23 protein-coding genes are annotated in these 24127 nt (G+C 75.0%); 8 read left to right on the top strand and 15 right to left on the bottom strand.

Features of this window, described 5'->3' with window-relative positions; translation table 11 throughout:
- The first annotated feature begins 21 nt into the window (after positions 1–21).
- Complete coding sequence (locus ACF08F_RS17255) at positions 22–765, top strand: DedA family protein (protein WP_392299528.1); 744 nt, start codon at positions 22–24, stop codon at positions 763–765.
- On the opposite strand, the gene ACF08F_RS17250 is transcribed toward ACF08F_RS17255, so the two are convergent.
- From ACF08F_RS17250 to ACF08F_RS17240, 3 genes are all read right to left on the bottom strand, one after another.
- Positions 745–1839, bottom strand: coding sequence for an MBL fold metallo-hydrolase (locus ACF08F_RS17250; protein ID WP_392299325.1), 1095 nt, complete (start codon positions 1837–1839; stop codon positions 745–747). The genes ACF08F_RS17255 and ACF08F_RS17250 overlap by 21 nt on opposite strands.
- A gap of 82 nt (positions 1840–1921) precedes the next feature.
- On the bottom strand, positions 1922–3157 hold the full coding sequence (locus ACF08F_RS17245; RefSeq protein WP_392299324.1) for an aminotransferase class I/II-fold pyridoxal phosphate-dependent enzyme: 1236 nt from the start codon (positions 3155–3157) through the stop codon (positions 1922–1924).
- A 244-nt stretch (positions 3158–3401) separates the two neighbouring features.
- A complete protein-coding gene (locus tag ACF08F_RS17240; RefSeq protein ID WP_392299323.1) occupies positions 3402–4634 on the bottom strand; it encodes a sulfite oxidase in 1233 nt (410 codons plus the stop codon).
- Positions 4635–4872: 238 nt separating this feature from the next.
- Between ACF08F_RS17240 and ACF08F_RS17235 the strand changes: the two genes are divergently transcribed.
- Positions 4873–5523, top strand: a complete 651-nt coding sequence (locus tag ACF08F_RS17235; protein WP_392299322.1) for a GNAT family N-acetyltransferase — start codon at positions 4873–4875, stop codon at positions 5521–5523.
- Positions 5524–5613: 90 nt separating this feature from the next.
- Positions 5614–6450 carry a methyltransferase domain-containing protein gene (locus tag ACF08F_RS17230; RefSeq protein ID WP_392299321.1) on the top strand — a complete coding sequence of 279 codons (837 nt, stop codon included), beginning with the start codon at positions 5614–5616 and terminating at the stop codon, positions 6448–6450.
- A 40-nt stretch (positions 6451–6490) separates the two neighbouring features.
- Here the strand turns inward: ACF08F_RS17230 and ACF08F_RS17225 are convergent, their stop codons facing one another.
- The 3 genes from ACF08F_RS17225 to ACF08F_RS17215 all read right to left on the bottom strand — a co-directional run bounded on the left by ACF08F_RS17225 (position 6491) and on the right by ACF08F_RS17215 (position 9420).
- Positions 6491–6724, bottom strand: a complete 234-nt coding sequence (locus ACF08F_RS17225; protein ID WP_392299320.1) for a hypothetical protein — start codon at positions 6722–6724, stop codon at positions 6491–6493.
- A 140-nt stretch (positions 6725–6864) separates the two neighbouring features.
- Positions 6865–8820 (bottom strand): DUF5107 domain-containing protein, encoded by a 1956-nt coding sequence (locus ACF08F_RS17220; RefSeq protein WP_392299319.1) that lies wholly within the window; start codon positions 8818–8820, stop codon positions 6865–6867.
- Positions 8821–8868: 48 nt separating this feature from the next.
- The gene (locus tag ACF08F_RS17215; protein WP_392299318.1) at positions 8869–9420 is read right to left on the bottom strand and encodes a GNAT family N-acetyltransferase; all 552 of its coding nucleotides are present in this window, start codon (positions 9418–9420) and stop codon (positions 8869–8871) included.
- An 82-nt stretch (positions 9421–9502) separates the two neighbouring features.
- On the opposite strand from ACF08F_RS17215, the gene ACF08F_RS17210 reads away from it, so the two are divergent.
- Positions 9503–10054, top strand: coding sequence for a GNAT family N-acetyltransferase (locus ACF08F_RS17210; protein ID WP_392299317.1), 552 nt, complete (start codon positions 9503–9505; stop codon positions 10052–10054).
- Between the two features lie 37 nt (positions 10055–10091).
- Here ACF08F_RS17210 and ACF08F_RS17205 read toward each other — a convergent pair whose 3' ends face one another.
- Positions 10092–10676 carry a CGNR zinc finger domain-containing protein gene (locus ACF08F_RS17205; RefSeq protein WP_392299316.1) on the bottom strand — a complete coding sequence of 195 codons (585 nt, stop codon included), beginning with the start codon at positions 10674–10676 and terminating at the stop codon, positions 10092–10094.
- A 69-nt stretch (positions 10677–10745) separates the two neighbouring features.
- Between ACF08F_RS17205 and ACF08F_RS17200 the strand changes: the two genes are divergently transcribed.
- Positions 10746–12008: an MFS transporter gene (locus tag ACF08F_RS17200; protein ID WP_392299315.1), complete on the top strand. Its 1263-nt coding sequence runs from the start codon at positions 10746–10748 to the stop codon at positions 12006–12008.
- On the opposite strand, the gene ACF08F_RS17195 is transcribed toward ACF08F_RS17200, so the two are convergent.
- Entirely contained in the window at positions 11944–12294 is a 351-nt protein-coding gene (locus ACF08F_RS17195) for a hypothetical protein (RefSeq protein ID WP_392299314.1), read from the bottom strand. The two genes, ACF08F_RS17200 and ACF08F_RS17195, sit on opposite strands and share 65 nt — an antisense overlap.
- Complete coding sequence (locus tag ACF08F_RS17190; RefSeq protein ID WP_392299313.1) at positions 12291–12545, bottom strand: DUF1049 domain-containing protein; 255 nt, start codon at positions 12543–12545, stop codon at positions 12291–12293. Before ACF08F_RS17190 ends, ACF08F_RS17195 begins: the two co-directional genes overlap by 4 nt.
- A gap of 224 nt (positions 12546–12769) precedes the next feature.
- Here ACF08F_RS17190 and ACF08F_RS17185 point away from each other — a divergent pair, with 224 nt between their 5' ends.
- Both ACF08F_RS17185 and ACF08F_RS17180 read left to right on the top strand, forming a co-directional pair.
- Entirely contained in the window at positions 12770–13516 is a 747-nt protein-coding gene (locus ACF08F_RS17185) for a GntR family transcriptional regulator (RefSeq protein ID WP_392299312.1), read from the top strand.
- A 91-nt stretch (positions 13517–13607) separates the two neighbouring features.
- Positions 13608–14696, top strand: a complete 1089-nt coding sequence (locus ACF08F_RS17180; protein WP_392299311.1) for an adenosine deaminase — start codon at positions 13608–13610, stop codon at positions 14694–14696.
- Positions 14697–14824: 128 nt separating this feature from the next.
- Here the strand turns inward: ACF08F_RS17180 and ACF08F_RS17175 are convergent, their stop codons facing one another.
- The 5 genes from ACF08F_RS17175 to ACF08F_RS17155 form a co-directional block, all read right to left on the bottom strand.
- Positions 14825–15778: an LD-carboxypeptidase gene (locus ACF08F_RS17175; protein WP_392299310.1), complete on the bottom strand. Its 954-nt coding sequence runs from the start codon at positions 15776–15778 to the stop codon at positions 14825–14827.
- The gene (locus tag ACF08F_RS17170; protein ID WP_392299309.1) at positions 15775–17817 is read right to left on the bottom strand and encodes a prolyl oligopeptidase family serine peptidase; all 2043 of its coding nucleotides are present in this window, start codon (positions 17815–17817) and stop codon (positions 15775–15777) included. Before ACF08F_RS17170 ends, ACF08F_RS17175 begins: the two co-directional genes overlap by 4 nt.
- A gap of 17 nt (positions 17818–17834) precedes the next feature.
- Positions 17835–19169, bottom strand: a complete 1335-nt coding sequence (locus ACF08F_RS17165; protein ID WP_392299308.1) for a M20/M25/M40 family metallo-hydrolase — start codon at positions 19167–19169, stop codon at positions 17835–17837.
- Positions 19162–19995, bottom strand: coding sequence for a M55 family metallopeptidase (locus ACF08F_RS17160; RefSeq protein WP_392299307.1), 834 nt, complete (start codon positions 19993–19995; stop codon positions 19162–19164). Before ACF08F_RS17160 ends, ACF08F_RS17165 begins: the two co-directional genes overlap by 8 nt.
- 95 nt (positions 19996–20090) lie before the next feature.
- A complete protein-coding gene (locus tag ACF08F_RS17155) occupies positions 20091–21911 on the bottom strand; it encodes a hypothetical protein (protein WP_392299306.1) in 1821 nt (606 codons plus the stop codon).
- Positions 21912–22085: 174 nt separating this feature from the next.
- Between ACF08F_RS17155 and ACF08F_RS17150 the strand changes: the two genes are divergently transcribed.
- A complete protein-coding gene (locus tag ACF08F_RS17150) occupies positions 22086–23366 on the top strand; it encodes a hypothetical protein (RefSeq protein ID WP_392299305.1) in 1281 nt (426 codons plus the stop codon).
- Between the two features lie 131 nt (positions 23367–23497).
- On the opposite strand, the gene ACF08F_RS17145 is transcribed toward ACF08F_RS17150, so the two are convergent.
- The gene (locus tag ACF08F_RS17145; protein ID WP_392299304.1) at positions 23498–24124 is read right to left on the bottom strand and encodes a hypothetical protein; all 627 of its coding nucleotides are present in this window, start codon (positions 24122–24124) and stop codon (positions 23498–23500) included.
- Between the last annotated feature and the right edge of the window lie 3 nt (positions 24125–24127).

Genomic DNA, 24127 nt, shown 5'->3' with positions numbered 1-24127 from the left:
CTCGTCCGGGTCGCCGGGGCGGTGCGCGAGCTGCCGCCCGAGTCGACGCAGCAGGCCGTCGGCTATCCCTCGCTGTTCCTGCTCGTGGCGCTGGGCGCGCTGGTGCCGATCGTGCCGACGGGTGCCGTCGTCAGCTCGGCGGCGGTCGTCGCCTTCCACCAGAGTTCGCCGCCGGCACTGCTCTTCGTCTTCCTGGTGGCGGCGTTCGCCGCGTTCCTCGGGGACCTGGCGCTGTACTGGCTGGGACAGCGCGGGGTCCGGTCCCGCAACGGCTCGCGGTGGCTGGCCACGCTGCGGGGCCGGGTGACACCGGAGCGGCTCGCGCAGGCGCAGGCGCGGCTGGACACCCATCAGGTGTCGGTGCTCGTGCTGTCCCGGCTGGTGCCGGCGGGGCGGATCCCGGTGATGCTGGCGTGCCTGCTCGCGGAGATGCCGCTGCGGCGCTTCGCGCGGGGGGACCTGGCGGCGTGCCTCGCGTGGGCGGCGACGTACCAGCTGATCGGCATCCTGGGCGGTTCGCTCTTCCCGGAGCCGTGGCAGGGGGTCGTGGCGGCGGTCGGCCTCACGGTGCTGATCAGCGCGCTGCCGGCGCTGTGGCGGCGGGTGCGGGGGACGTCGGGGCGGGCGGCCGGGTCCTCGGGTACGTCAGGCACCGCGGGTACGTCGGGTACGTCAGGCACCTCGGGTACGTCAGGCACCTCGGGTACGTCAGGCACCTCGGGTACGTCAGGCACCTCGGGCGACTCAGGGCGTGAGCACCCGTGAGGCGCCGACCGGGAGGTCCCACAGGTCCTCGCGGGGCAGTCCCGCACTCGCCCAGGCGGCCCTGACGCGGGTGAGGGGTTCCAGGACGGGTTCCGAGGAGAGGACGAAGGTGGCCCAGTGCATGGGGGCCATCCGCCGGGCGCCCAGGTCCTGGTGGGCGCGGACCGCCTCCTCGGGGTCCGTGTGGACGTCGCTGAGCCACCAGCGGGGGTCGTAGGCCCCGATCGGGAGCAGGGACAGGTCGATGCCGGGGAAGCGGCGGCCGATCTCGGCGAACCAGTGGCCGTACCCGGTGTCCCCCGCGAAGTGGACGCGGCGCCCGGCCGTGTCGGTGAGCACCCAGCCGCCCCAAAGGGAGCGGCAGGTGTCCAGGAGGGTGCGTTTCGACCAGTGGTGGGCCGGGACGAAGTCGAAGCGCACGCCCTCGAGTTCGGACGCCTCCCACCAGTCGAGCTCGGTCACGCGACCGAACCCCCTGCGGGCGAACCAGCGTCCGAGCCCGGCCGGGACGAACACCGGTGTGTGCCGGGGCAGTCGCCGGAGCGTGGGGGCGTCGAGGTGGTCGAAGTGGTTGTGGCTGATGACGACGGCGTCGACGGGCGGCAGGTCCTCCCAGCGGACGCCGACCGGGGTGAGCCGGGCCGGCGTGCCGAAGATCCGGCGGGACCAGACGGGGTCGGTCAGGACGGTGAGCCCTCCGAGGCGGAGGATCCAACTGGCGTGCCCCGCCCAGGTGACGGCCAGGGTGTCGGGCCCGGCGGGTGGCAGCGGCCCCGGCTCGAAGGGGAGCAGGGGGATGTCTCGGAGGCCTTCGCGGCGGGGACGGACGGCGCCCTCGCGCGCCAGCCGCGCCAGGGCCCGGACGCCGGGGAGGGGGGCGGTGAGCCGGTCGACGAAGGTCCGGGGCCAGTCCGCGCGCAGCCGGCCGACCGGCTGGAGCACAGGGGTGGGCCCCGGGGCCGGGGGCGTGGTCGGGGCCTCGGGGGGCCGGGCCGGGGCGGTGGCGGCCGCAGAGGGATCGGCGGGGTACGGGGCCTGGGTGGCCCGGGCGGGCTGTGCCGTCCGTTCGGTCATCTGCGGGCTCCGTCCTGCGCGGCTCGTACGGGAGGGGAGGGAGGGGAGAGCGGGGAGGGAAGCGGTCCGCCTCCGGCGCGGTTCATCGGAGCTCCTCCAGGGCGCCTCCGAAGTCCGTCAACGCACGTGCCACATGGGGCAGTTCCTCGGGGTTCCGGGAGCCGAGGGTCTCCGCGCGCTCCTCCTCGGTGACGCCGAGGAACATCTCGGTGCCGAACCGGACGCGCAGAGCGCCGAGTTCGTCGCCGAAGCGATGGCCGCCGGGTACGGGGGCGCCGAGCCGGGCGGTCAGGTGACTCTCCAGCTCCAGGGAGTCGGTGACGCCGCGGGCGGCGAGTCCGGACCTCAACCGGCCCAGGTCCACATAGAGGTGGCGGCCCGCCTGCGGGGGCCGGGAGAGGGCTCCGGCGGCGAGGGCGGTGCGGTGCGCGGCGGCGGCGAGCCGGCCGTGGACGGTGGCGGCGCGCCGGGCCCGTACGGTCACGTCCTCGGGTTCGTCGAGGGCGTGCGCCGCGGCGGGGGCGACGGGGCCGGGGACGACGGCGCCGAGCGCGGTGAGGACGTCGAGGGCGCGGGCCCTGCGGTCGGTCCAGCGGTCGGCGCGGGACGGGTCGGTGGGCGGGAACCGGGCGACGGCGCAGGGCCAGGCGGCCGGGGTGAGGGGGGCGCCGCCGAGGTCGGCGAGGACGGTGACGTCGTCCGGGCACATCTCGGCGGGGCTGAGGAGCACGGTGTCGTGCGGGTGGTGGAGCGTGTCGCGCCAGGTCTCGTCGCTGATGACGTGGAGGCCCTCGGCGACGGCGGCCTCGCAGGCCTCGCGGACGGTCTCGGGCGGGGCGACGGTGCCGGTGGGGTCGTCGGCGACGGAGAGCAGCAGGACGCGGGGGTCGCCGCCCTCGGCGCGGACCCGCCGGACGGTCTCCAGGAGGGCGTACGGGTCGGGTACGCCGCCGCATTCCGCGGGCGTCGGCACGTGGTAGGCGGGGCGCCCGAGGAGGCGGGCCTGCGGGGTCCACCAGGCGGGGCAGGGGCGGGGCAGCAGGAGGTCGCCGCCGTGGGCGGCGATCAGGGCGAGGAGGAGCGCGGGGGCGCCGGGGGCCGCGACGACGTCCTCGGCGTGCGTCCGCAGGCCCCGGCGCCACCAGTAGCCGGCCGCCGCCTCCCGCAGGACGGGGCCCCCGCCGGGCGGTTCGGGGGCGGTGCGTCCGGCCGCGGCGGCGAGGAGCGCGGCGAGCCCGGGCAGGACGGGCAGGCCCGCGTCGGGCGCGGGAGGGCCGTAGCGCACCGGCCCTCGGCGTTCCGGAGCCGTGTGGTGCATGTCCCGTACCTCCTGAGCGCACGGGGGCACCGGGAACGGCACCCCGAGCCCTTTATACGAAGATCCGGGCGGTTTCGCCGCTCAAGGAGGCGCTTCGGGTGCCGGGAGGGGGCCCGGCCCGAAGGACGCGGGCAGCGGGCGTGCCGTGCCGGCGCGCGGGCCGGCCGGCCCGAGGGACGCGGGCCTCGCGCGTGCCGTGCCGGCCCGAGGGAGGCGGGCCGGGGGCGCCGGGGCGCGCTACCGGTCAGGCGACGGTCACCGGGTGGCGTACCACCGCGCCGAAGAGGTAGCCCTGCGTGTTGTGGACGGCCCGCTCGGGCTGGGTGTTGCCGGCGGCGTCGGTCGTCCGGGACAGCAGGGTGACGGGCCCGGTGCGGTGGGGGCGCCACGGCACGGTCCAGCGGACCCAGCCGTCCCGCCTCGGGGTGTCGAGGAGCCGGGCCCGCCGCCAGTGGGTGCCGCCGTCGGTGGAGACCTCGACCGAGCGCACGGGCGCGTGGGCGGACCAGGCGCGACCGGTGAGACGGTGGACGCGGCCGGCCTCCAGGGTGGCGCCGAAGGGGAGTTCGTAACCGGACTTGACCGTCTGGACGCCGATGGGGGCGCTGCCGCCCGGCGGGTGGGCGGGGCCGAAGAGGCGGTACCAGTCCGTGGACCAGGGCGAGGTCAGCGGGCGGGTGGAGACCTCGATGTCGCCGAGCCACTTGATCGAGGCGATGCCGACCCAGGAGGGCACGACGAGCCGGACCGGGTGGCCGTGGTCGTACGGGAGCGGTTCGCCGTTCATCTCGTACGCGAGGAGGACGTCGTCGAAGGCCTTGGCGACCGGCAGCGGGCGGCGCACGCGCCCGAAGTCGACGCCGCCGGAGACGTACGGGTCGTCGAGGCCGCGCGGCTGGAGGGCGACGGCGTCGCGGGCGATCCCGGCGCGTCGCAGCACGTCGGAGAGGCGGACTCCGCACCAGCGGGCCGCTCCGACGGCGCCGAGGGTCCAGGAGGTGCCCGTGACGGTCTCGCCCTGCTGGCTCGTGTAGAGGCTGCGGCCGTTTCCGGCGCACTCGATCAGGGCCGTTCGGGTGACGGAGGGCAGGTCCCGCAGCTGGCCGTAGGTGAAGTGGACGGGGCTGCGGCCGTGGAGGCCGTCGCCCCAGAGCGTGAGGCGCCAGTCGGAGGCGTCGAGGACGGGCGTGGAGGTGTGGTTGCGGACGAAGAAGCGGTCGGTGGGCGTGAGGAGACCGGTGTCGCCGAAGGCGTCGAACCGCGCCTCGGCGTTGGTGCCCCGGACGGTGAACCACTCGGGCGGGAGGGACTTGACGATGCCGGGCGCGGCGGCGGCTCCGGGCGCGGGTGAGGGCGCCGCAGGTGCCGCGTGCGCGGGCCCGGCGACGGCGGGCCCGCCGAGGGCGGAGGCCGCGGGGGCCGCCGCGAGCAGCTTCAGGAGGGAGCGGCGGTCGGGCGCGGGCGGGTACGGCGGCACGGGACTCCTCGGCAGGTGGGCGGCGCGCCACCGGGTGGCGGCGGGCCCACCCTAGGGGCCGGGAGGCGGTCCGGAGCCGGTCGGAACGGTCCGTTCACGGTGCTGTCACACAGGGAGCCGCCGGGCCGGGACGGGCGCCGGAAATACGGGAGCGGGGCCGGGTCTTCCTGGCCGAGAATGCGGCATGACGACATCGAACAGCGTGACGGCATCGAGCCGCTTGACGGTATCGAACGGCTTGACGGTATCGGTACGCGAGGCGACTCCCGAGGACGCGGCGGCCCTCGCCGCCGTGCACGTGCTGTCCTGGCGGGCCGCCTACCGCGACCTGCTCCTCGGGCCGTACCTGGACTCCCTGGACATCGAGGAGCGGGCCGCGGTGTGGCACGACCGCCTGGCGGCGCCCGACCGGCCCACGGTGCTCCTGGCGACGGAGGCCGGCGGGCGGGTGGTGGCCTTCTCCTGCCTCAGGGGCTGGCCGGCCGAGGGGGCCGGTGAGACCGAGGGGGCCGGTGAGACCGAGGGATCCGGGGAGACCGGCGGGGCCGGGGAGACCGGCGGGGCCGGGGAGACCGGCGGGGCCGGGGAGACCGGCGGGGGTGACGGGGCCGGCGCGCTCGACCCCGCCTCCACCGCCGAACTGGCCGCTCTGTACGCCCTGCCGGAGGTGTGGGGCACGGGCGTCGGGCGGTCACTGCTCGCCGCGTCCATCGAGGTGCTCGTGACGGCCGGTTTCCGGACCGCCGCGCTGTGGGTGTTCGCCGGCAACGCGCGGGGCCGCCGCTTCTACGAGGCGGCGGGCTGGCGACCGGACGGCACGGCCGTCCGCGAGGTCACGGGCGGCAGGGAGCTGGAGGAACTCCGTTACCGGCGGGCGCTGTTCGGCTGAACCCCTGTCCACATACCAAGACGCAGGTCTCACCATGCGGCGGTGATGCGTACGGTTGGAGCACGCACCCACACCGAGGGAGTCGCTTCCATGACGCATGCCGCCACGCCGCCCACGGTCCACGAGACCGCCGTCTACACCCACGGCCACCACGAGTCCGTCCTGCGCTCGCACAGTTGGCGGACCGCCGCCAACTCCGCCGCCTACCTGCTGCCCGAGCTGCGGGCGGGGCTGGACGTCCTGGACGTGGGCTGCGGTCCTGGCACCATCACCGCCGACCTGGCCGCACTGGTGGCACCCGGCCGCGTGACCGCGGTCGACGCCGCCGAGGACGTCCTGGACAAGGCCCGCGCGGTCGCCACCGAACGAGGCCTGGAGAACGTCGAGTTCGCGGTGGCGGACGTCCACGCCCTGGACTTCCCCGACGACTCCTTCGACGTCGTCCACGCCCACCAGGTGCTGCAGCACGTCGGCGACCCCGTACAGGCGCTGCGCGAGATGCGGCGGGTGTGCAGGCCCGGCGGAGTCGTCGCGGCCCGCGACAGCGACTACGGGGCCTTCGCCTGGTTCCCCGAACGACCGGTACTGGACGGCTGGCTGGACCTGTACCACCGGGTCGCGCGGGCGAACGGCGGCGAACCGGACGCCGGTCGGCGCCTGTTCTCCTGGGCCCGGGAGGCGGGCTTCACCGACGTCACGACGACGGCGGGCACCTGGTGTTTCGCCACGCCCGAGGAGCGCTCCTGGTGGAGCGGCCTGTGGGCGGACCGGACGACCGCCTCCGTCTACGCCGACCTGGCCGTCAAGGGCGGCCACGCGACGGACGCCGAGCTGACGGCGATCGGCGAGGCGTGGCGGGAGTGGGGCGAGCAGGAGGATGCCTGGTTCATGGTCCCGCACGGCGAGATCGTGTGCCGGGTGTCCTGACCGCCGTGTCCCGCGCGTGTGGGCCACCCGTCACGGCGGGTCAGTACAGGTCGGGGTGGAAGCCGAGGCAGTCCGGGTCCTGGAGCGGACAGCCCGGATGCGGCGTGCGGTCCGGCTCGGGCCGGGCCGGCTCGGGGTCCAGGTGGCCCGGCTCAGGTGGCGGCAGGGCGAACGTCTCGCAGAGGCAGGCGCCGCAGGCGCCCGAGAACCGCGGCTCCGCATGACGGAAGCGCGGGTGCCCGCACCGGCACTCGGCCGTCGCCCAGGTCGCCAACTCCGAACCCCCCGCCCCTCCGTCACCACCACAGAAGCCACCGACGCCGAACCACGACCGTCGCCACCGCGCCACCGCGCCACCGCGCCACCGCGCCACCGCGCCACCGGCACAACCGTCGTGCCGCCCACGACGCTCCGTCAGTTCGGCCGCATCCTGAACTCATAGGCATACGGGAGCGGTTCCTCGGTGATCTCCGCCCAGACCTCGCCGAGGATCTCCGCGCCCTCGCGCAGGTCCGCGACCTCGAAGCCCGCGTCGAAGACGGCGCGGGCCTCGTCCGTCGCACCTTCGGCGAGGAGCAGCCGCGCCTCCAGGAGCCGGAAGGCGCCCCTCCCCCGGGCCTCTTCCGGCAGGCGCGCCCAGAGCTCGCGGGCCCGGCCGGTCCGTCCGGCGGCGAGCAGCGCGGTGACCGCCTCACGGCCGAGGGCGGCGGCCACCGCCTCGTCCTCGGCGGCCCGGTCGGCGTGGTCGGTGAAGGCCTCGGCGAACCGTTCGGCGGCGCGGGCCGGATGTCCGTCCTCCCGGTCGGCGACGGCGAGGCAGCGGAGCAGCGGCCAGCGCACGGCGGCCTCGCGCAGGCCGCGTTCCCAGCTCCGTACCGCCTGGGCACGGTCTCCGGCGTGCCACTGGGCGATGCCGAGGTGGTACTCGGTGGAGGGGTCGGCCGGGGCGGTCTCCAGCATGTCCCGCCAGGGTGCCGAGACCAGTGGTGCGCCGGGCGGGGCGCCCTTCTCGGGGGCCGGCAGGACTCCGGTGTCCAGCAGGGCGCGCCAGGGTGCCTGCTCCGGTCCCAGCGTCGACTCGGGGAAGGGGGTGCCGGGCAACTCGTGCTGTCCGCGCAGGACTTCGAGGGCTCCCCAGCCGGAGCCGACGGCGAGGACGGTCTCCGGCCCGGAGTCGGCGGCCTGCTCGCGCCAGGCCGTGTACGCCGCGTCGACCCCGGCGCGCGGAAGCGCTGCGGCGAGGCCGCTCTCGACGGCCGCGCGGGCCGCGTCCCAGTCGTCGCCGAGGGCCGTGGCGGGATCGGCGGCGAGCGGACCGTACGCCTCCAGCCAGCTGAACTCCGCGCCGCCGGGCAGCTCCAGATGCTCCAGCTGGGTGCGGGCGAGGCCGGCCTGGATCTCGGCGTAGCCGGGGGTGCCGGGCTCGGTGAGCCACTCCTGCCAGCGCCGGCCGCCGCGCTCGCGGCCCCACAGGAAGAGCTTGCGGCCGCGCAGGGGATCGGTGGAGGTCTGGACGAGGCCGGTGCCGTCGGCGTCGAGGGCGGCGATCCAGCGGCGCTGCCCTTCGGGCAGGTCGTAGAACCAGTCGGCCGCGTAGTCGCCGTTCAGCGGGTACGAGTGGTCGGTGCCGCGGTCCTCGGTGAGGGGGAAGGGCAGGCGGCGCAGCCCGCGGTCGTAGCCGTGGTGCCAGGCCTCGTCGGCGGGCGCGATGACACGACGGTCCTCCGGTACGGCGGTGTTGGACCACCAGTAGACGGGGGCGGGCCGTTCGTGGGGGTTGCGGACACGGACCCCGACGTGGAGGAAGGCGGAGCCCTCCGGGAGCCAGAGGTCGACCTGGAAGGGCAGGTCCCGCAGGCGCTCCCACTCCCACAGCCGGAGCATCCGGCCGCCGTCGGGCGCGCGGACGACCGCCGCGTGCAGGGGTGAGCAGGAGAGGGTGGTGTGGCCGGTGGCGCCGATGTTCCACTCGATGCCGCCGGAGAACCAGGCGCCGTTCAGGGCGAAGGCCGCGGGCTGGAACACCGGGTTGCGGTAGAGGAGTTCGCGTCCGGAGGTCTTGTCGTACAGGGAGTGGACGCGGCCGCCGAGGCCGGGGAGGACGGTCGCCCTGAGCCGGTCGTTCTCGATGACGACCGCGTCGAGTTCGGTGGGCGTGCGTGCGCGCCCGTAGCCGTCCCGTACGGGGGCGGGCAGCAGGCTGCGCAGGGGTGCGCGGCCGATGCCCCGGGCCATGTCGCGCGGGAGTTCCGAGAGGGTCTGTGCGTCGACCGTGTGGGTCCCGCGGTGGGTCCGCAGGGCGGGCAGGGGGTTGTCCGGGCCCAACGGGGCCGCGGGCAGCGTCAGTACGGCACGTCGTACGGTCGTCATCCACCCATGGAACACGCCGGGGCCCGTCCTGACCAGGGGTTCGCCCGGCTACGACGGAGCGGTGACCGCCCAGCGCTCGTGGTCCCGCCAGGCGCCGTCGATGAACAGCATCGCGGGCGAGAAGCCCTCCAGGCGGAAGCCCGCGCGGCGGACCAGCGCCCGGGAGGCGGTGTTGCCGGGCTGGATGTTCGCCTCCAGGCGGTGGAGCTCCAGGGGCCCGAAGGCATGGGCCAGGAGCAGTCCGAGGGCCTCGGTGAGCAGTCCGCGTCCGGCGGCGTGCGCGAAGGCGCCGTAGCCGAGGGCGCCGCTGCGGAAGGCTCCGCGGACGATGTTGTTGATGTTGACGAAGCCGGCGATCCGCCCGCCGTCGCCCCCTTCGCCGTGCTCGCACACCAGGAAGCCGGCGCGCGCCGGATCCTCGATGAGCACGCCCGCGTAGGTCGCGTAGGCCTCGGTGGTGCACGGCGGGAACAGCCAGGGCCGGTGGAGCTCCCGGCTCTCGCGGGCGCGGGCGGTGAACTCCTCGGCGTCGTCCGGCGAGAAGGGACGCAGGCCCACCCGGGGCCCGGCGGCGAGGAATCGGGCAAGATCGTCGGGCATGGGGCAAGGCTAAGTCGTCGACGGAGCCCATGCCCGGCATATCCGGTCGACACCCCGACGCCGCTCGCGTTGGCTTGACCGCATGACCGAGCTTCGTACCGATCGTCTTCTGCTCCGCCACTGGCGGGAGTCCGACCTCGAACCGTGGGCGGCGATGAACGCCGACCCCGAAGTCCGTCAACACCTGGGCGAGTTGCTGACGCGGGAGCAGAGCGATGCGGTGGTGTCGCGCATGCGGGCCGAGTTCGACGCGCGCGGCTTCGGGTGGTGGGCGCTGGAATCGCGGGAGACCGGCGAGTTCATCGGCCGCGCCGGCCTGGACGAGGTGGACGCGGGCATGCCGTTCGCGGGCGTGGACATCGGGTGGCGGCTGACCCGCTCGGCGTGGGGCCACGGATACGCGACCGAGGCCGCACTGGCCTGCCGGGCCTTCGGCTTCGAGACCCTCGGCCTGTCGGAGATCATCGCGACGACGACGGTCCGCAACCTTCGCTCCCGGGCGGTGATGCGCCGGATCGGCATGACCCGGGATCCCGTCGACGACTTCGACGATCCGAGCGTGCCCGAGGGGCCGCTGCGGCGGTGTGTGCTGTACAGGACCCGCCGCGGAGAGGCGGACGGCCTGCGCGGCTGAGGCCGGTCCGCCGCGTCGCCGAGGCCTGTCCGACGGGTCAGGTCCGCTTGCGGCGGCGGTGTTCGGCGACCCGGGCACGTGAGGCGCAGGTGGTGGAGCAGTAGCGGCGCGGGCTGCCGGGGCCGGTGCCGAGGTAGAGGGTGCGGCAGCCGGGGGCCGCGCACTCGCCCCAGGTGGCGCGGCCGTGCTCGGTGAGGATCTGCGCGAGGGCCAGGGCGCCGGAGGCCAGGAACCAGTCGGCCCAGCCCGCGTCGTGGCGGTCGACGTGCAGGTGCCAGGGGTGGCCGTCGTGCCGGGACAGGCGGGGGGCGGCGGCGTGGTCGGCCAGGGTCTCGTTGAGGGCGGTGGCCGCCCGGTCGGTGTCGGTCTCGGTGAGGATGCGGGTCATCTTCAGGGCGGCGTCCCTCAGTCTCCGCAGGTCCGTGTCGGAGAGCGCCGTTTCCGTCAGGTCCTGCGGGCTCTCGCCGTGGCTCGCCAGGAGCGGCACCGCCACGTCGCGGGGCAGGTCGGGGTGGGTGCGGACGGCGTTCGCGAGGTCGATCAGGCGTTGGGCGGCCCGGAATCCCTGGATTCTCACGTCTGCGCTCCCTGCTCCACGACTCCGACGGTAACGTCTTCTCATCATAAGCCGTTACGCGATGGGGGTCGGATGTCGGAACGATCGGGTGAACGACGGCCTGACCGGTGGGGAGTGCCGCGCTACCTGGCGACCGCGTTCTTCGCGCGGCTGGCCGACGAGGGCACGGCCGTCGCCGTGGTCATGCTGGCCGTGTCCCGCACCGGCAGCGCGGCCCACGGGGCGTACGTCCTGACGGCCTGGATGGCGCCGCACGTCCTCGCGGCCCCACTGGCCGGCGCCACGGCGGAGCGCGCACGTCGGCCCCGGCTCTTCTACTGCGCCGCGCTCGGCGGCTTCGCCCTGTCGATCTCCGCCGTGGCGTTCGGCACGGGGCACCTCCCGCTCCCCCTGGTCCTCGCCGTCGCGGCGGCCGGGGGCTGCTGCGGGCCGGTCGTCTCCGGCGGGCTCTCCAGCCTCATCGCGCGGCTCGTCCCGGCGGGCGGGGAGCGCGACCGCGCCTACTCGTGGGACGCGGTGGTCTACAACGCCGCCGCCGTCGCCGGTCCCGGCGCCGCCGGGCTCCTCGCGGCGGCCGTCTCCCCGGTGGCGGCGATGCTCACCCTGTCGGCCGCCGCGGCCTGCGCCTGCGCACTGACGGCTCTGCTCCCCCTGCACGCGGCCCCCGGCACCGGTGCCGGCCCCGGGGCCGATCCCGTGACACCCGTACGGCTGCGCCGGGACCTGGCCGGCGGGATGGCCACCGTGTGGCGGGAGCGCGAGCTGCGTGCCGTCACCGCCGCGACCTGCCTGGCCTTCACCGGCATCGGGGCGCTGACCACGACCGGTGTCCTGCTCGCCACCCACCTGGGCAGCGCAGGAGCCGGCGGCCTGCTGATGACCGCGTTCGCGGTCGGCGCCCTGGCCGCGACGCTCGGCCTCACCCGCCCGACGCCCACCCTCACGCCACAGCGGCTGGCCGTCCTCGGACTGGCCGGTACGGCCGTCGGGCTCGTCGGCGCGGCGGGCGCCCCCTCCGTCCCCGTCGCGGCGGCCTGCTTCGCCGTGGCCGGCGCGTGCGACGGGCTCGTCCTGACGGCGACCCTCCGCATCCGCGCCGACCACTCCCCCGCGCACCGGCGCACGCAGGTGTTCACGATCGGCGCGGGACTGAAGATGTCCGCCGCCGCCGCGGGCTCCGCCCTCGCCGGAGCGGCCACCGCCGGCACCGCGCGCGAGTACCTGGCCGGCATCGCCCTCGTACAGGCCGCGGCGGCCCTGCTCTACGTCCTGAGCAGGCGCGAAACCCGTCGCGGCGGGTCGTCGCGCGAGGTCAGCGGCGGGCGGTACGGACGCGGGGCGGGCAGGTCTCGCCCCTCCGCACGACCCCGATCGTGACCGCGGTCCGCCGGTCGAGGTCCGTGCCGGGCGCGGGGTACTGCGTGCACACCTGCCAGTTCGGCGGCCACAGCACCCGCCGGTCCCGGCCGCTCGCGTCGTGGACGTCGAGGCGGGTCCGGCGGTCGAGCCGGGTGAAGACCCGCCACAGCGGTACGCCCAGCAGGTCCGGCATCACGCGCGCCCCGGTCTCGTCGCCCGGCACGGCGGGCTCCTCGGCCGAGGAGACGGCGACGGCCGCGAGCGCGAGGACGGCGGTCGCGCCCACGACGGCGGCGCGCCTCACTTCAGCCTCCGGGCCGCGGCGTAGTAACCGCAGGCGGCGCCGAGGAGGGCGGTCGCGAGGAGCGCCAGGTAGAGCGGCATGGACACCTCGGGGATCAGGATCCGGATCCTGACCTCCCGGGTGTTCTCGAAGATGAAGACCAGGGTGAGGACCGCGAGCACCGTCATCGCGATCCGGCCCGGGGTGAAGGCTCCGCTGAACCGGGACGTCCCGCCCGTGCGGGACGCCCCTGCCGTGTCCTTGGGACTCATGCCCGGCCCTCTCCTCCGTCGTGCCGTCGGTCCTGCCCGCCGGGTGTGCCCGCCGGTCCTACCCGGCCCGTGCCGCGGGACGAGCCGTGGGACCAGAATGGGTGAGCAAGCCCTTCCCGGACCGGTGGGAAGAGCCGTACGGGTGACTTGTCAGACAACGTGGGCCGACTACGGTGGTCCCGACACCGGTGGGCACACCGGCGGAACCACAGGAGGAGGCGGCCGTGGCGGTCAGCGGACAGCGGCGTCGGCCGGTCGTGGCGCTGTACGAACGGATCGCGGACGCCGTCCACGACGGCACCTACCCGCCGGGCTCGACCCTCCCCTCCGAGCCCAAGCTCGCCGCCGAACTGGGCGTGAGCCGGCCCGCCCTGCGCGAGGCGCTGCTGCTCCTTCAGGAGGACGGGCTGCTGACCGTGCGCCGCGGGATCGGGCGGACCGTCAACGACCGTCCGCCGCGCCGGGGTTTCGAGCACGTCCAGCCGCTGGAGGAACTGATCGGCGCGGGCGGTCCGCTGCGCGTGCGGGCGCTGCTGCGGACGGTGGAGGAGCCCACCGACTTCACGACCCAGCACCTGCTCGCCCCGGCCCGCGCCGAGCTGCGGTTCTGGGAGTCCGTGCTGACCGGGGAGGGTACGGCGGCGGCGCTCAGCCACGAGTGGGCGGCGGCCGACGACGTGCTCGACCGGGTCCACCCCGAGTTCGCCCGCGCCCTGCGCGGCGAGGAATCGGCCGCCTCCTCGATGCTCGCGGTCCTCCTCGGGGCCTCGCGCGAGACGGCGCTGAGCGCGCACAGCGGCATCACGGCGACGCTGCTCGGGCGGCGGCGCGGGGACCAGCTGGGCCGCCCGGCGGACACCCCGGCAGTCCTGGTCACGCAGGTCGTACGGGTCGGGGAGACACCGGTCCTGGCCGCCAAGCACATGCTGCCGACGGGCACCCCCGCGTTGCCGGTGCTCCACTCGCACTGAGCCGTACGGAAGGGGTCCCGAAGCCGGTACGGCACAGCCCCCGCACAGCCCTCGCCGCACGTCCTCCGGCCGTGGCGTACACTTCCCCGCCATGCACTTGTCTGACAACCCTGCCACGCCTGTCGCCGCCACTGTCTCCGAGTGGATCCGCCGGGCCCCCAAGGCCGTCCTCCACGACCACCTCGACGGCGGGCTGCGCCCCGCGACGATCATCGAGCTGGCACGGCAGCACGGCTACACCGCGCTGCCGACCGAGGACCCGGCCGAGCTCGCGGTCTGGTTCCGGGACGCCGCCGACTCCGGATCGCTGGAGCGGTACCTGGAGACCTTCGCCCACACCTGCGCGGTGATGCAGACCCGCGAGGCGCTGACCCGCATCGCGGCCGAGTGCGCCGAGGACCTGGCGGCGGACGGCGTCGTCTACGCCGAGATCCGCTACGCCCCCGAGCAGCACCTGGAGGGCGGGCTCACCCTCGACGAGGTCGTCGAGGCGGTCAACGACGGCTTCCGTGAGGGCGAGCGCCGGACCGGTGGCCGGATCACCGTCCGTACCCTCCTCACCGGCATGCGGCACACCGACCGCTCCCTGGAGATAGCGCACCTCACGGTCGCGCACCGGGAGAACGGCGTGGCGGGCTTCGACATCGCCGGCGGCGAGATCGGCAACCCGCCGGCCCGCCACCTCCCCGCCTTCCAGCACCTGAAGCGGGAGAACTGCCACTTCACGATCCACGCGGGCGAGGCCGTCGGCGCGGAGTCGATCCACGAGGCCGTGCAGGTCTGCGGCTCGGAGCGGATCGGCCACGGCGTGCGGATCACGGACGACATCGCGGAGGACGGCACGCTCGGCACGCTCGCCGCGTACGTCCGGGACAACCGCATCGCCCTGGAGGTCTGCCCGACCTCCAACCTCCAGACGGGTGCCGCGAAGGACTACGCCTCGCACCCGATCGACGAGCTGCGCCGCCTCGGCTTCCGGATCACCCTCAACACCGACAACCGCCTGGTCTCCGGCACCACCATGAGCGAGGAGTTCCAGCACATGGTGGACGCCTTCGGCTACGGCCCCGAGGTGTTCGAGGAGTTCACGGTCGCGGCCCTGGACGCCGCCTTCCTGCCGCTGCCGGAGCGGCAGCGCCTGATCGACGAGGTCGTCCGCCCGGGATACGCCGCGCTCTGACCCCGTCCCGCCGACCCGCCGGCGTCGGATCCCGCATCCGATGTCCGGCACCCGGCACCCCCACCGGCGCCCCCCGTGTTCCCACGGGGGGCGCTGCCGTGTCCCCGTCGGGCGGCACGCCCGCCGGCTCAGCGCAGCGCCGGCACGTCCAGGGTCAGGGTGCCCTCCTCCGCGTCGAGCACCGCGGGAACCCCGAGGGGCACGGTCAGGGCGGTCGCGCTGTGACCGAAGCCCAGTTCCTCCACCACGGGTACGCCGAGGCCGCCGAGCCGGTCGAGGAGGACCGCCCGCACGTCCTCGTACGGCCCGCACTCCTCCCACGAGCCGAGGGCGACGCCCGCGACGCCGTCCAGCCAGCCGGACCGCAGCAGCTGGGTGAGGATCCGGTCGAGGCGGTACGGCTCCTCGCCGACGTCCTCCAGGAGCAGCAGCCCGCCACGGGCCGAGGGTCTGCCGTACGGGGTGGCGAGATCGGCGGCGAGCAGGCTGACGCAGCCGCCGAGGGTGACCCCGCGGGCGCGGCCGGGGACGAGGGTCCGCGCGGTGTCCGGACCGAGCGTCCGTACCGTCTCGGGCTCGAAGAGGGTGGCCCGCAGCGACTCCTGGGTGCGCGGGTCCGCCAGGAAGGTGGCGGCGGCGACCATCGGTCCGTGGAGCGTGGCGGTGCCCGTCCGCACGGCGAACGCCTCGTGCAGGGCGGTGACGTCGCTGTAGCCGACGAAGGCCTTGGGCCCGGCGGCCCGGATCGCCGGCCAGTCGACGAGGTCCACCATGCGCTGCGCCCCGAAGCCGCCGCGCGCGCAGATCACGGCGGAGACCGAGGGGTCGCACCAGGCCTCCGTGAGGTCGCGGGCCCTCGCCCGGTCGGCGCCGGCGAGGTGGCCGAGGGCGGGGTGGGTGTCCAGGACGTGCGGGGCGACCACCGGGTCCAGGTCCCAGCCGCGCAGGATGTCGAGCCCGGCCGTCAGCCGCTCCTCGGGCACGGGTCCGCTCGGGGCGACGACGGCGACCCGCGCCCCGGGCCGGAGGCGGGCGGCCCGGTTCAGGGGTGCGGCCGCGGCGCGCGGGCCCGGCGCGGTCACGTACGGAGGTCCAGGTCGGGGACGTCGGCGCGGGTGATGCCGAAGGTCCGGACGTACAGGGCGAGTTCGGCTTCCAGTGCCCGGGTCATCGTGTCGGCCCTGCGGAAGCCGTGCCCCTCGCCCTCGAAGGCCAGATAGGCGTGGGGGACGCCCCGGCCGGCCATCCGGTCGAGGAGGCGTTCGGCCTGCGCGGGCGGGCAGATGACGTCGTCGAGCCCCTGGAGCAGCAGGAACGGGGCCGTGATCCGGTCGAGGTGCTCGATCGGCGAGCGCTCCGCGTACCGCTCGGGGACCTCGTCCAGGGGGCCCACGAGGCCGTGGAGGTACTGGGACTCGAAGTCGTGGGTCTCGTCGGTGGCCCAGCCCCGCAGGTCGAGGACGGGGTAGATGATCGTGCCGCAGGCGTAGACGTCGGTGCCGACGAGGGAGGCGGCGGCCGTCCAGCCGCCCGCGCTGCCGCCGCGCACCGCGAGTCGGGCGGGGTCGGCGGTGCCCTCGGCGGCGAGGGCCACGGCGACGGCCGCGCAGTCCTCGACGTCGACCACGCCCCACTGCTCGCGCAGTCGCTCCCGGTACTCCCGGCCGTAGCCGGTGGAGCCGCCGTAGTTGACCTCGGCGACGCCGATCCCGCGTGAGGTGAAGTAGGTGATCTCCAGGTCGAGGACGAGCGGGGCATGGCCGGTGGGCCCGCCGTGGGCCCGGATGACGTAGGGCGGCAGTTCGTCGGCGGGTCCGGTGCACCGCGGGTGGTGCGGCGGGTAGACCTGTGCGTGGATCTCGCGTCCGCCGGGGCCGGTGAAGGTACGGACCTCCGGCTCGGGGTGGTAGGCGGGGTCGACGGCGTCGGTGTGCGCGGCGCCGACGACGCGGGTGCGGCCGGTGCGGGTGTCGAGCTCGACGAGCTCGTAGGCGCTGCGCGGTCCGGCGGCGACCCCGACGACACGGGTGCCGTTCACGGCGAGGGTGGCGGCCCATTCGGTCCAGGGGCCCGGGGCGTCGGCGAGGGTACCGCTGTCGGGGTCGAGTATCCCGAGGGTGGTGGTGCCCTTGCCGTGGACGACGGCGATCAGGCCGTCGTCCAGGGGCGTGAACCAGGTCAGCCCGATCTTCCAGAGCGGTCCGGCGAACTCCTCCTCGCGGGGGTGGAGCGGCACCGGCTCACGGAGGTCCCCGTCGGCGGTGGGCTCCGCCCGGTAGAGGTTCCACCAGCCGGTGCGGTCGCTCGCGAAGAGGAGCCGTCCGGCGGTGTCCCAGGCGATCTGGGGGATCGACTCGGCGGGGCCGCCGGCGACGGTCCTGGCGCCGTGGAAGGTGCCGTCGGGGGCGACCTCGGCGAGCTGGACCTCGGTGCCGTCCCAGGGCATGCGGGGGTGGTCCCAGGCGATCCAGGCCGCCCTGCGCCCGTCCGGGGAGAGCCGGGCTCCCGTGACGAACCGGTGCCGTCCGTCGGAGAGTTCGCGCACCGCGGCGCGGTCCTCGGCGGCCGAGCCGTCCAGCGGCACGGCGGCGAGGACCCGGCGGACGTCGGTCGGCGCGGGCCCGGTGAACTCCTCCAGGACGGCCCACACCTCGCCGCGGTCCGGGTGGATCACCGGGTCGACCCAGCGCGCTCCGCCGCCGACGCCGGAGACGGGCGTGAGCGGCCGGGGCGCGGCGCCCGCGCCGGCCTCGGGCTCGTACGCGTACAGCCGCTGGTCGGGGAAGTGACTGAAGACCACGAGGGGGCCGCCGGTGGGCCGCGCGGTCGCGGCCCAGGGCTGCCCGCCGTACTCGACGACCCTGCTGCGGACGTTCCACGGGGCGGGGAGCACGCTCTCCTCGGTGCCGTCGGCGCGCCGACGGACGAGGGCGCGCCGGCCGCCTTCGGCGGGACGCGGCGCGGTCCACCACACTTCGTCGCCGACGGTGCCCACGTACTCAGGCCGTCCGTCGTGAGCGGCGGCGAGCGCGGCGTCGACGGGCGACGGCCAGCTGCCGTGGGCGGCCGTGGTCGTCGGGTGCGTCGCGTCCGTCGTGTGCTTCGTCTCTGTGGTGGCCAACTCGACTCCCCCGGGCGCTAGGCGGACTTCAGATAGTGGTCGAGCACCCGGACACCGAAGTGCAGGGCGTCGACCGGGACGCGTTCGTCGACACCGTGGAAGAGCGCCCCGTAGTCGAGCCCCGGGGGCAGCTTGAGCGGCGAGAAGCCGTAGCCGGTGATGCCGAGACGCGAGAACTGCTTGGCGTCGGTGCCGCCGGACATGGTGAACGGCACGACGTGTCCGGCCGGGTCGAAGCGCTCGACGGCGGCCCGGAGCTTCGCGAAGGTCGGCGAGTCGACCGGTGCCTCCAGGGACACCTCGCGGTGGACGTACTCCCACTCCACGTCGGGCCCGGTGAGCTCGTCCATGGTCGCGGCGAACTCCTCCTCGCCGCCGGGCAGCGTCCGTCCGTCGATGTGGGCGACGGCCCGGCCCGGGATGACGTTGACCTTGTAACCGGCCTCCAGCATCGTCGGGTTGGCGCTGTTGCGGACGGTCGGCTCGACGAGCGCGGCGGCGGGTCCGAGCTTGTCGAGGAGGAGATCGACGTCCAGGTCACGGGCGTGGGTGTCGACCTCGATGCCGTACAGCGCGGCGAGCTCGGTGAGGGCGGCGCGGACGGTGGTGGTGAGGCGGACCGGCCAGGAGTGCGCGCCGATCCGGGCGACGGCGGAGGCGAGGCGGGTGACGGCGTTGGCCGTGTTCACCTTGGAGCCGTGGCCGGCCCGGCCGTGGGCGGTCAGCCTGAGCCAGGCGGTGCCCCGCTCCCCCGCCGCGATCGGGTAGAGCGTCGTGCCGGGCTGCGGGTGGAAGCTGAACGCCCCGGACTCGCTGATGCCTTCCGTACAGCCCTCGAAGAGACCGGCGTGCCGGTCGGCCAGGAAGCCGGAGCCGTCCTCCGCGCTGGCCTCCTCGTCGGCGGTGTACGCGAGGACGATGTCGCGGCGCGGCCGGACGCCCTGGCGGGCCCAGGAGCGGACGACGGCCAGGACCATCGCGTCCATGTTCTTCATGTCGACGGCGCCACGCCCCCACACGACTCCGTCGCGGACCTCCCCGGAGAAGGGGTGCACGGTCCATTCGGCCGGGTCGGCGGGGACCACGTCGAGATGGCCGTGGACGAGGAGCGCGTCGGCCGAGGGGTCCGTACCGGCGATGCGCGCCACGACGTTGGTGCGGCCGGGGGTGCGCTCCAGGAGGGTGGGCTCGATGCCGACGGCGGCGAGCCGCTCGGCGACGTACTCGGCGGCGGGGCGCTCGCGGCAGGCGCCGTCGCCGTGGTTGGTGGTGTCGATGCGGATGAGCTCGGAGGTGAAGGTGACCACCTCGTCGAGCGCCGTCGTGTCCGGGCTCCGGACCTCCTCAGCCATACTGCTCCTCCACCGCGGCCGAGACGATGGTCGTGACCGCCTTGAACGTGCGAATTGCCTCGTACATCGTCTCGCTGGTGTACGCGACGCGCCGCTCCGCGCCGCGCGCCACGCCGGGAACCACCGTGGCGGCGGCGCCCAGGTGCTCCGCGTCGAACTCCAGCTCCACGGTGAAGGGGCCGCCGCGGACCGGCTCGTGGCGGACGGCGAGCCCGGCGCCGGTCTTCGCCGCCGCCCGGATGTCGGCGGCGGTTCTGGCCGGGGTCCGGCACACCGCGGCGTACCGCGAGACGAAGTCCTTCACGGCGACCTTGGGGGCCTCCGGCGCGTACCCGAGGGCGTCCTCGCAGGTCAGGTCGTCGCCGGTGACGAGCACGACCGGGACGCCGTACTCCGCGACCACATGGGCGTTGAGCAGGCCCTCGCTCGCCCGCTCGCCGTTCAGCCAGACGCCCGTGATCGAGTTGGCGAGATAGGTGTGGGCGAGGACCCCGTCGCTGCCCGCGCCCGTGTGGTAGCCGACGAAGGCGATGCCGTCGACGTCGCCGTGCTGCACGCCCTCGACCATCGAGAGCGACTTGTGCCGGCCGGTGAGCATCTCGGCGCGCTCGTCGAGCCGCTCCAGGAGGAGGTTCCGCATGGTCGAGTGCGCTTCGTTGATCAGCACCTCGTCGGCGCCGCCGTCGAAGAAGCCCAGAACGGCCGCGTTCACGTCGGACGTGAACATCGCGCGGCAGCGCTCCCACTGGGGGGTACCGGGCAGCACGTCGGCGGGCCAGGTCACCCCGGTCGCGCCCTCCATGTCGGCACTGATGAGGATCTTCATGTCTCGCACCGTACGCGCCGCCCGGCGGCCCTACCACCCCTGTGGACAACCGCCGTTGGAGTGGACCACTGACGGTCACCGGGACGGCGTACGGCTCACCCCGCGCCGTTCGCGTACCCCCTCGGGTCCTCCTCCGCGAGACGCCGCAGGGCGGCCGCGGCCCGCTCCTCGGGCGGGGTGCCGTCGTCCGGGAGGTACCAGAGGAACTGACGCACCCCCTGTTCCGTGTCGGGTGTCCCGTCGGCCTTCAGGGGCGGGCCGCCGAAGGTGACGACGGTGGTGTCCCGCACCCGGAAGTCCGTCGAGATCCACCCCCGCCCGAGCCCCCACCGGGCGAGCAGCCCGGGCCGCTCACGCAGTCCCGCGCTGATCAGCCAGGCGGTACGGCGGGCGGGCCAGCTCCAACTCTGGTCCCGCTCGGCGCGGGCGAGCTCGGTGTCGTAGGCCTCGGCGTCGAAGCGGTACGCGGGAAGGTCGGGCATGCCGGCCGGTGCGCCGGGCCGCCGCCAGCCGTCCCAGACGACGTGGGCGCCCTCGCGCCGCACGGTGACGTGGAGCGCGCCGCAGCAGCCCTCGGTGCAGTAGGCCTCGGCGATCCGCACCTCGCGGGGCTCGGGCCCGGCCCGCAGGGCGCCGTTCTCCAGGAGCCGCTCGGGCGGCTCGCCGGGCCCGCGGTCGAAGGCCTCGGGGACGAGGGGCCGCCCGTCGACGAGGAGGCGCGTCTCGACGCCCTCCGGGTCGCCCGGGTCGGACACGGCGACCTCGATGCGAAGCCGGGCGGTGCCGGCGGCCGCGGCGGGTACGGGTGGGCCCGCGGACTCGCCGGGGGCCGCGGCGCGGAGCTGTCGGGCGGTGCGTCGGACCCAGTCGGCGCGGGCCCGGTCCTCCGGGCCGTCGGGGCTCCCCGGCCGGCCGGGACTCCCGGGCTCGTCGGCGGCGTCCAGGAAGATGCCGATCACCTCCCGCCGGCGCCCCGGCGGCCAGGGGAGCAGGTGGGCGGCCCCGCTGTGCAGGCCGAGGGCCAGTGTGGTCAGGCGGGCCCGGTGGTCGAGGAGCGGGGGCAGCTCGTGGGCGCGGGCGGCCACCGCCTCGTGGAGGGCGACGGCTCCCTCGTACCGGCGGATCTCGGGCTCGTAGTTCCGGCCGGTGCACATGCGTGTGAGCAGGTGCAGGGCCGTGACGAGCAGGTCGGGGCGGTCCGGCTCCCGCCGGAGGAGCGCGGGCAGGTCGACGGCCTCCGCGACCCGCCGTGCGGGCTCGGGGCCCAGGCCCCGGGGCGTGGTCGCGAGCCCGGGGAGCCGGTCGCGTGCGGTCGCCTCGTCGCCCGCGGCCAGGGCGTCGGCGACCTGTCGGAGGGCGTCGCCCAGGGCGAAGTGGACCAGCCACAGCACGGCGGCGGCGCTCCGGTCCAGGGCTTCCAGCACCGTGACGGTGTGGCGGCCGAGCCCGTCGAGGAGGCCGAGGGTGCGCAGGTACGGCACGTCCTCGGGCTCGCCGAGCCGGGTCAGGAGGCCGAGCCCGGCGGCCACGGCGCGGACGGTCGTCCCGTGCCGGGTGAGGCGCCGCGCGAGGGTACGGGCCCGACCGCGGGCGTCGGGGTCCTCGGGTGGTGGCACGGCCGCGACCGCGGCGAAGACGGCCCGCTCACGGACGTGGGTCGCGGCGAGCGCGCGCTCCAGTTCCACGGCGGCCCGCTCGGGGTCCGGGGCGGCGAGGAAGGGGCGGAGGAGTGCGGGGAGGGCGAGGCGGGCCTCGCGGGCGGAGATCCGGTCGGCCGGGTCACGTGGGGGGCGCGCGCTGTCGGGCAGCGGGATGCCGCCCCGGGGCAGGGGCGCGTCGGGTGCGGTGTCGCGCAGGCCCTCGGCGTACGCGTACAGGGCGGGTGCGAGCGTCGTGCGCTCGTCCGGAGCGCTCATCGCGCGGGGTGGGACTCGATTCCGTAGGTCATGACGGCATCCTGGGGGTGGGCGGACCGCCCGCGCCACCGCTTTTCCCGGCGCCCGGATCGTGGAATCGGGCGAAACGCGACCAAGGGGTGCGTATAGGCTGTCGGCCGCAGTTCTCGTACCCGACCTTCCGGAGTGCTCTCGGTGACCATCGCCCTCGACCCGTCCGACACCTCCCCCGCCGTCCCCGCCCCTGCCGACTCGTCGGGGGAGTTCTGGGTCCAGCAGCCGGAGCCGGGAGCCGCGGGGCCCTCCGCGAACGAGCCCGAGGCGCAGGCCGCGGAGACCGCCGCCACCGAGGCCTCCGCCGACGACGAGGCCCTTGCCGCCGACGACGAGCCCACCGGCGCTACCGTCACCGAGGAGCCCACCGCGACTCCCGTCACCGACGAGCCCACCGACGCAGCCGTCACCGAGGAGCTCGCCTCCGACCTCGACCCCGTCGTCGTCCGGGACGCCCGGGACTTCGGCATCTACGCGCGCACCGGCGGCTGGGCGTTCGCGCTCAAGGTCGCGCGGAGCGTGCGCCCCGGCGGCCAGCACGCCGAGGGGACGGCCGCGACGAAGGTCTCGGCGAAGGCGTTCGCGGAGCTCGCGGGGTGCTCGCCGGAGCGGGTCATGCGGTACTACAAGGCCTGGGACATGGCGGCCGACGACGGCCTGGTCCCGCAGTTCGAGGTGCTCGTCCCCGGCGAGGACGTCGAGCTGCCCGACGCGGATGTCTGGCTCTCTTACTACACCTCCCGCAACAGCGCGTCCTCCGTGCGCGGCCAGGCGATCAGCGCCGCCGCCGAGGCGGAGGGCATCCGGCCGACGAAGGCGCTGGAGGTCGCCGAGAACCCGACGGCGCTGCGGGCCGCGATCCTCGCCGACCCGGGGACGGCCGAGGCGGCGCGCGGGGCGCTCCTCGACCGGATGAAGGAGGACCCGGCTCTCCAGACGGAGATGGCCCGGGCGATCGCGCGCACCGACGACCTGAAGAAGGCGGTGGCGAGCGAGGCGAAGGCGGCCGACCGTATCGGGTACGTCCGGCAGATCGTCGAGAACGGCCAGATCAGGACCCCGGCGGGGCAGACCGTGGAGGCGCCGGCCGAGCTGCGGGCCGAGGCCGAGCGGCACCTGTCGCTCCTCGACGAGCTCGACGACTCGGAGGAGGCGGGCGAGTGGGCCGGGGAGGCCTACGACACGGTCAAGGGCCTGGTCGCCAAGGCGGTCGAGGAGGACCCGGAGCTGCGGGTCCAGGAGCGGCGCACCAAGTTCTACAACAGCCTGCAGAAGGCGACGAAGGTCTTCGAGGAGCTGACCCTGGACGAGGTGATGGAGGAGGACATCTACGAGGCCGACATGCTCCAGCGCCTCGAAGCCCTCCAGGAGGCGATCGGCACCTGCATCAGCGCGCTGCGCAAGGCGTCGGGCGATTCCTGACCCGAGACCGACAACTCGATCGCTTGTCACACAGCGAAACGGAGGGTCGCCCTCGGCACGAAGCCGGGGACGACCCTCCGTCATGTCTCCTGGAAGCTGTCAGTCCGACGGGACCGTGAGCCAGCGGCTCGTCAGCTCCAGTTGTTGGCCTCGGAGAATTCCTCCAGAGCCGGTGTCACATCGGTTGAGAAAGCTTCCGAGAGGTCGCGCAACTCGGTCAGGGTCGATTCCGCCCCCAGACGTTCTCCTGCCACGCCTCGCTCTCTCAGCAAGATCGCGAGTGCCTGATCCTCGGCATCCCTCTCGCCCTGGACCAGGGGTCCAGGAGCCGGCTGAGGCTCACCGGCCCGCACGATCACGGGCTTCTCCCCGGAGAGCTTGAAATCAACCATGGAGAAAAGCGTTCGCATCGTTTTGAAGCCTGTTTCGATGCGATCGACGGACGGCCTCAAGGAAACTGCCAGCGCTTCCCCGACAAGACCGACAGCCATCTCCGCGTAGAACCCGGGAGACGCGGTGGGGTCCGCGTCTTCGAATTCACCCTCGTCATCTTCGACGAGAGAATCGAGGAGGGCTGAGCAATCGTCTGCCACGTCGTGACCAGCGGCCATACGCCAAGCGAGTTCCAGACCGGAATCAATCCAGTCCTGCTGCTCTTCGGATCCCATCACCCGGCAGAAAGCTGCCGCCCGCTCCGCTGTTGCGGCAGCAAGGAGGTTCAACTCGGCATCCGACGGGCCAGGAAGGTTCTCAATCACGAC

It is taken from the genome of Streptomyces sp. NPDC015130 (genome assembly GCF_043080005.1).
Lineage (GTDB): Bacteria > Actinomycetota > Actinomycetes > Streptomycetales > Streptomycetaceae > Streptomyces.
The sequence above is the reverse complement of the archived record's forward strand: the minus strand, read 5'-3'. Positions and strand labels throughout refer to the sequence as shown.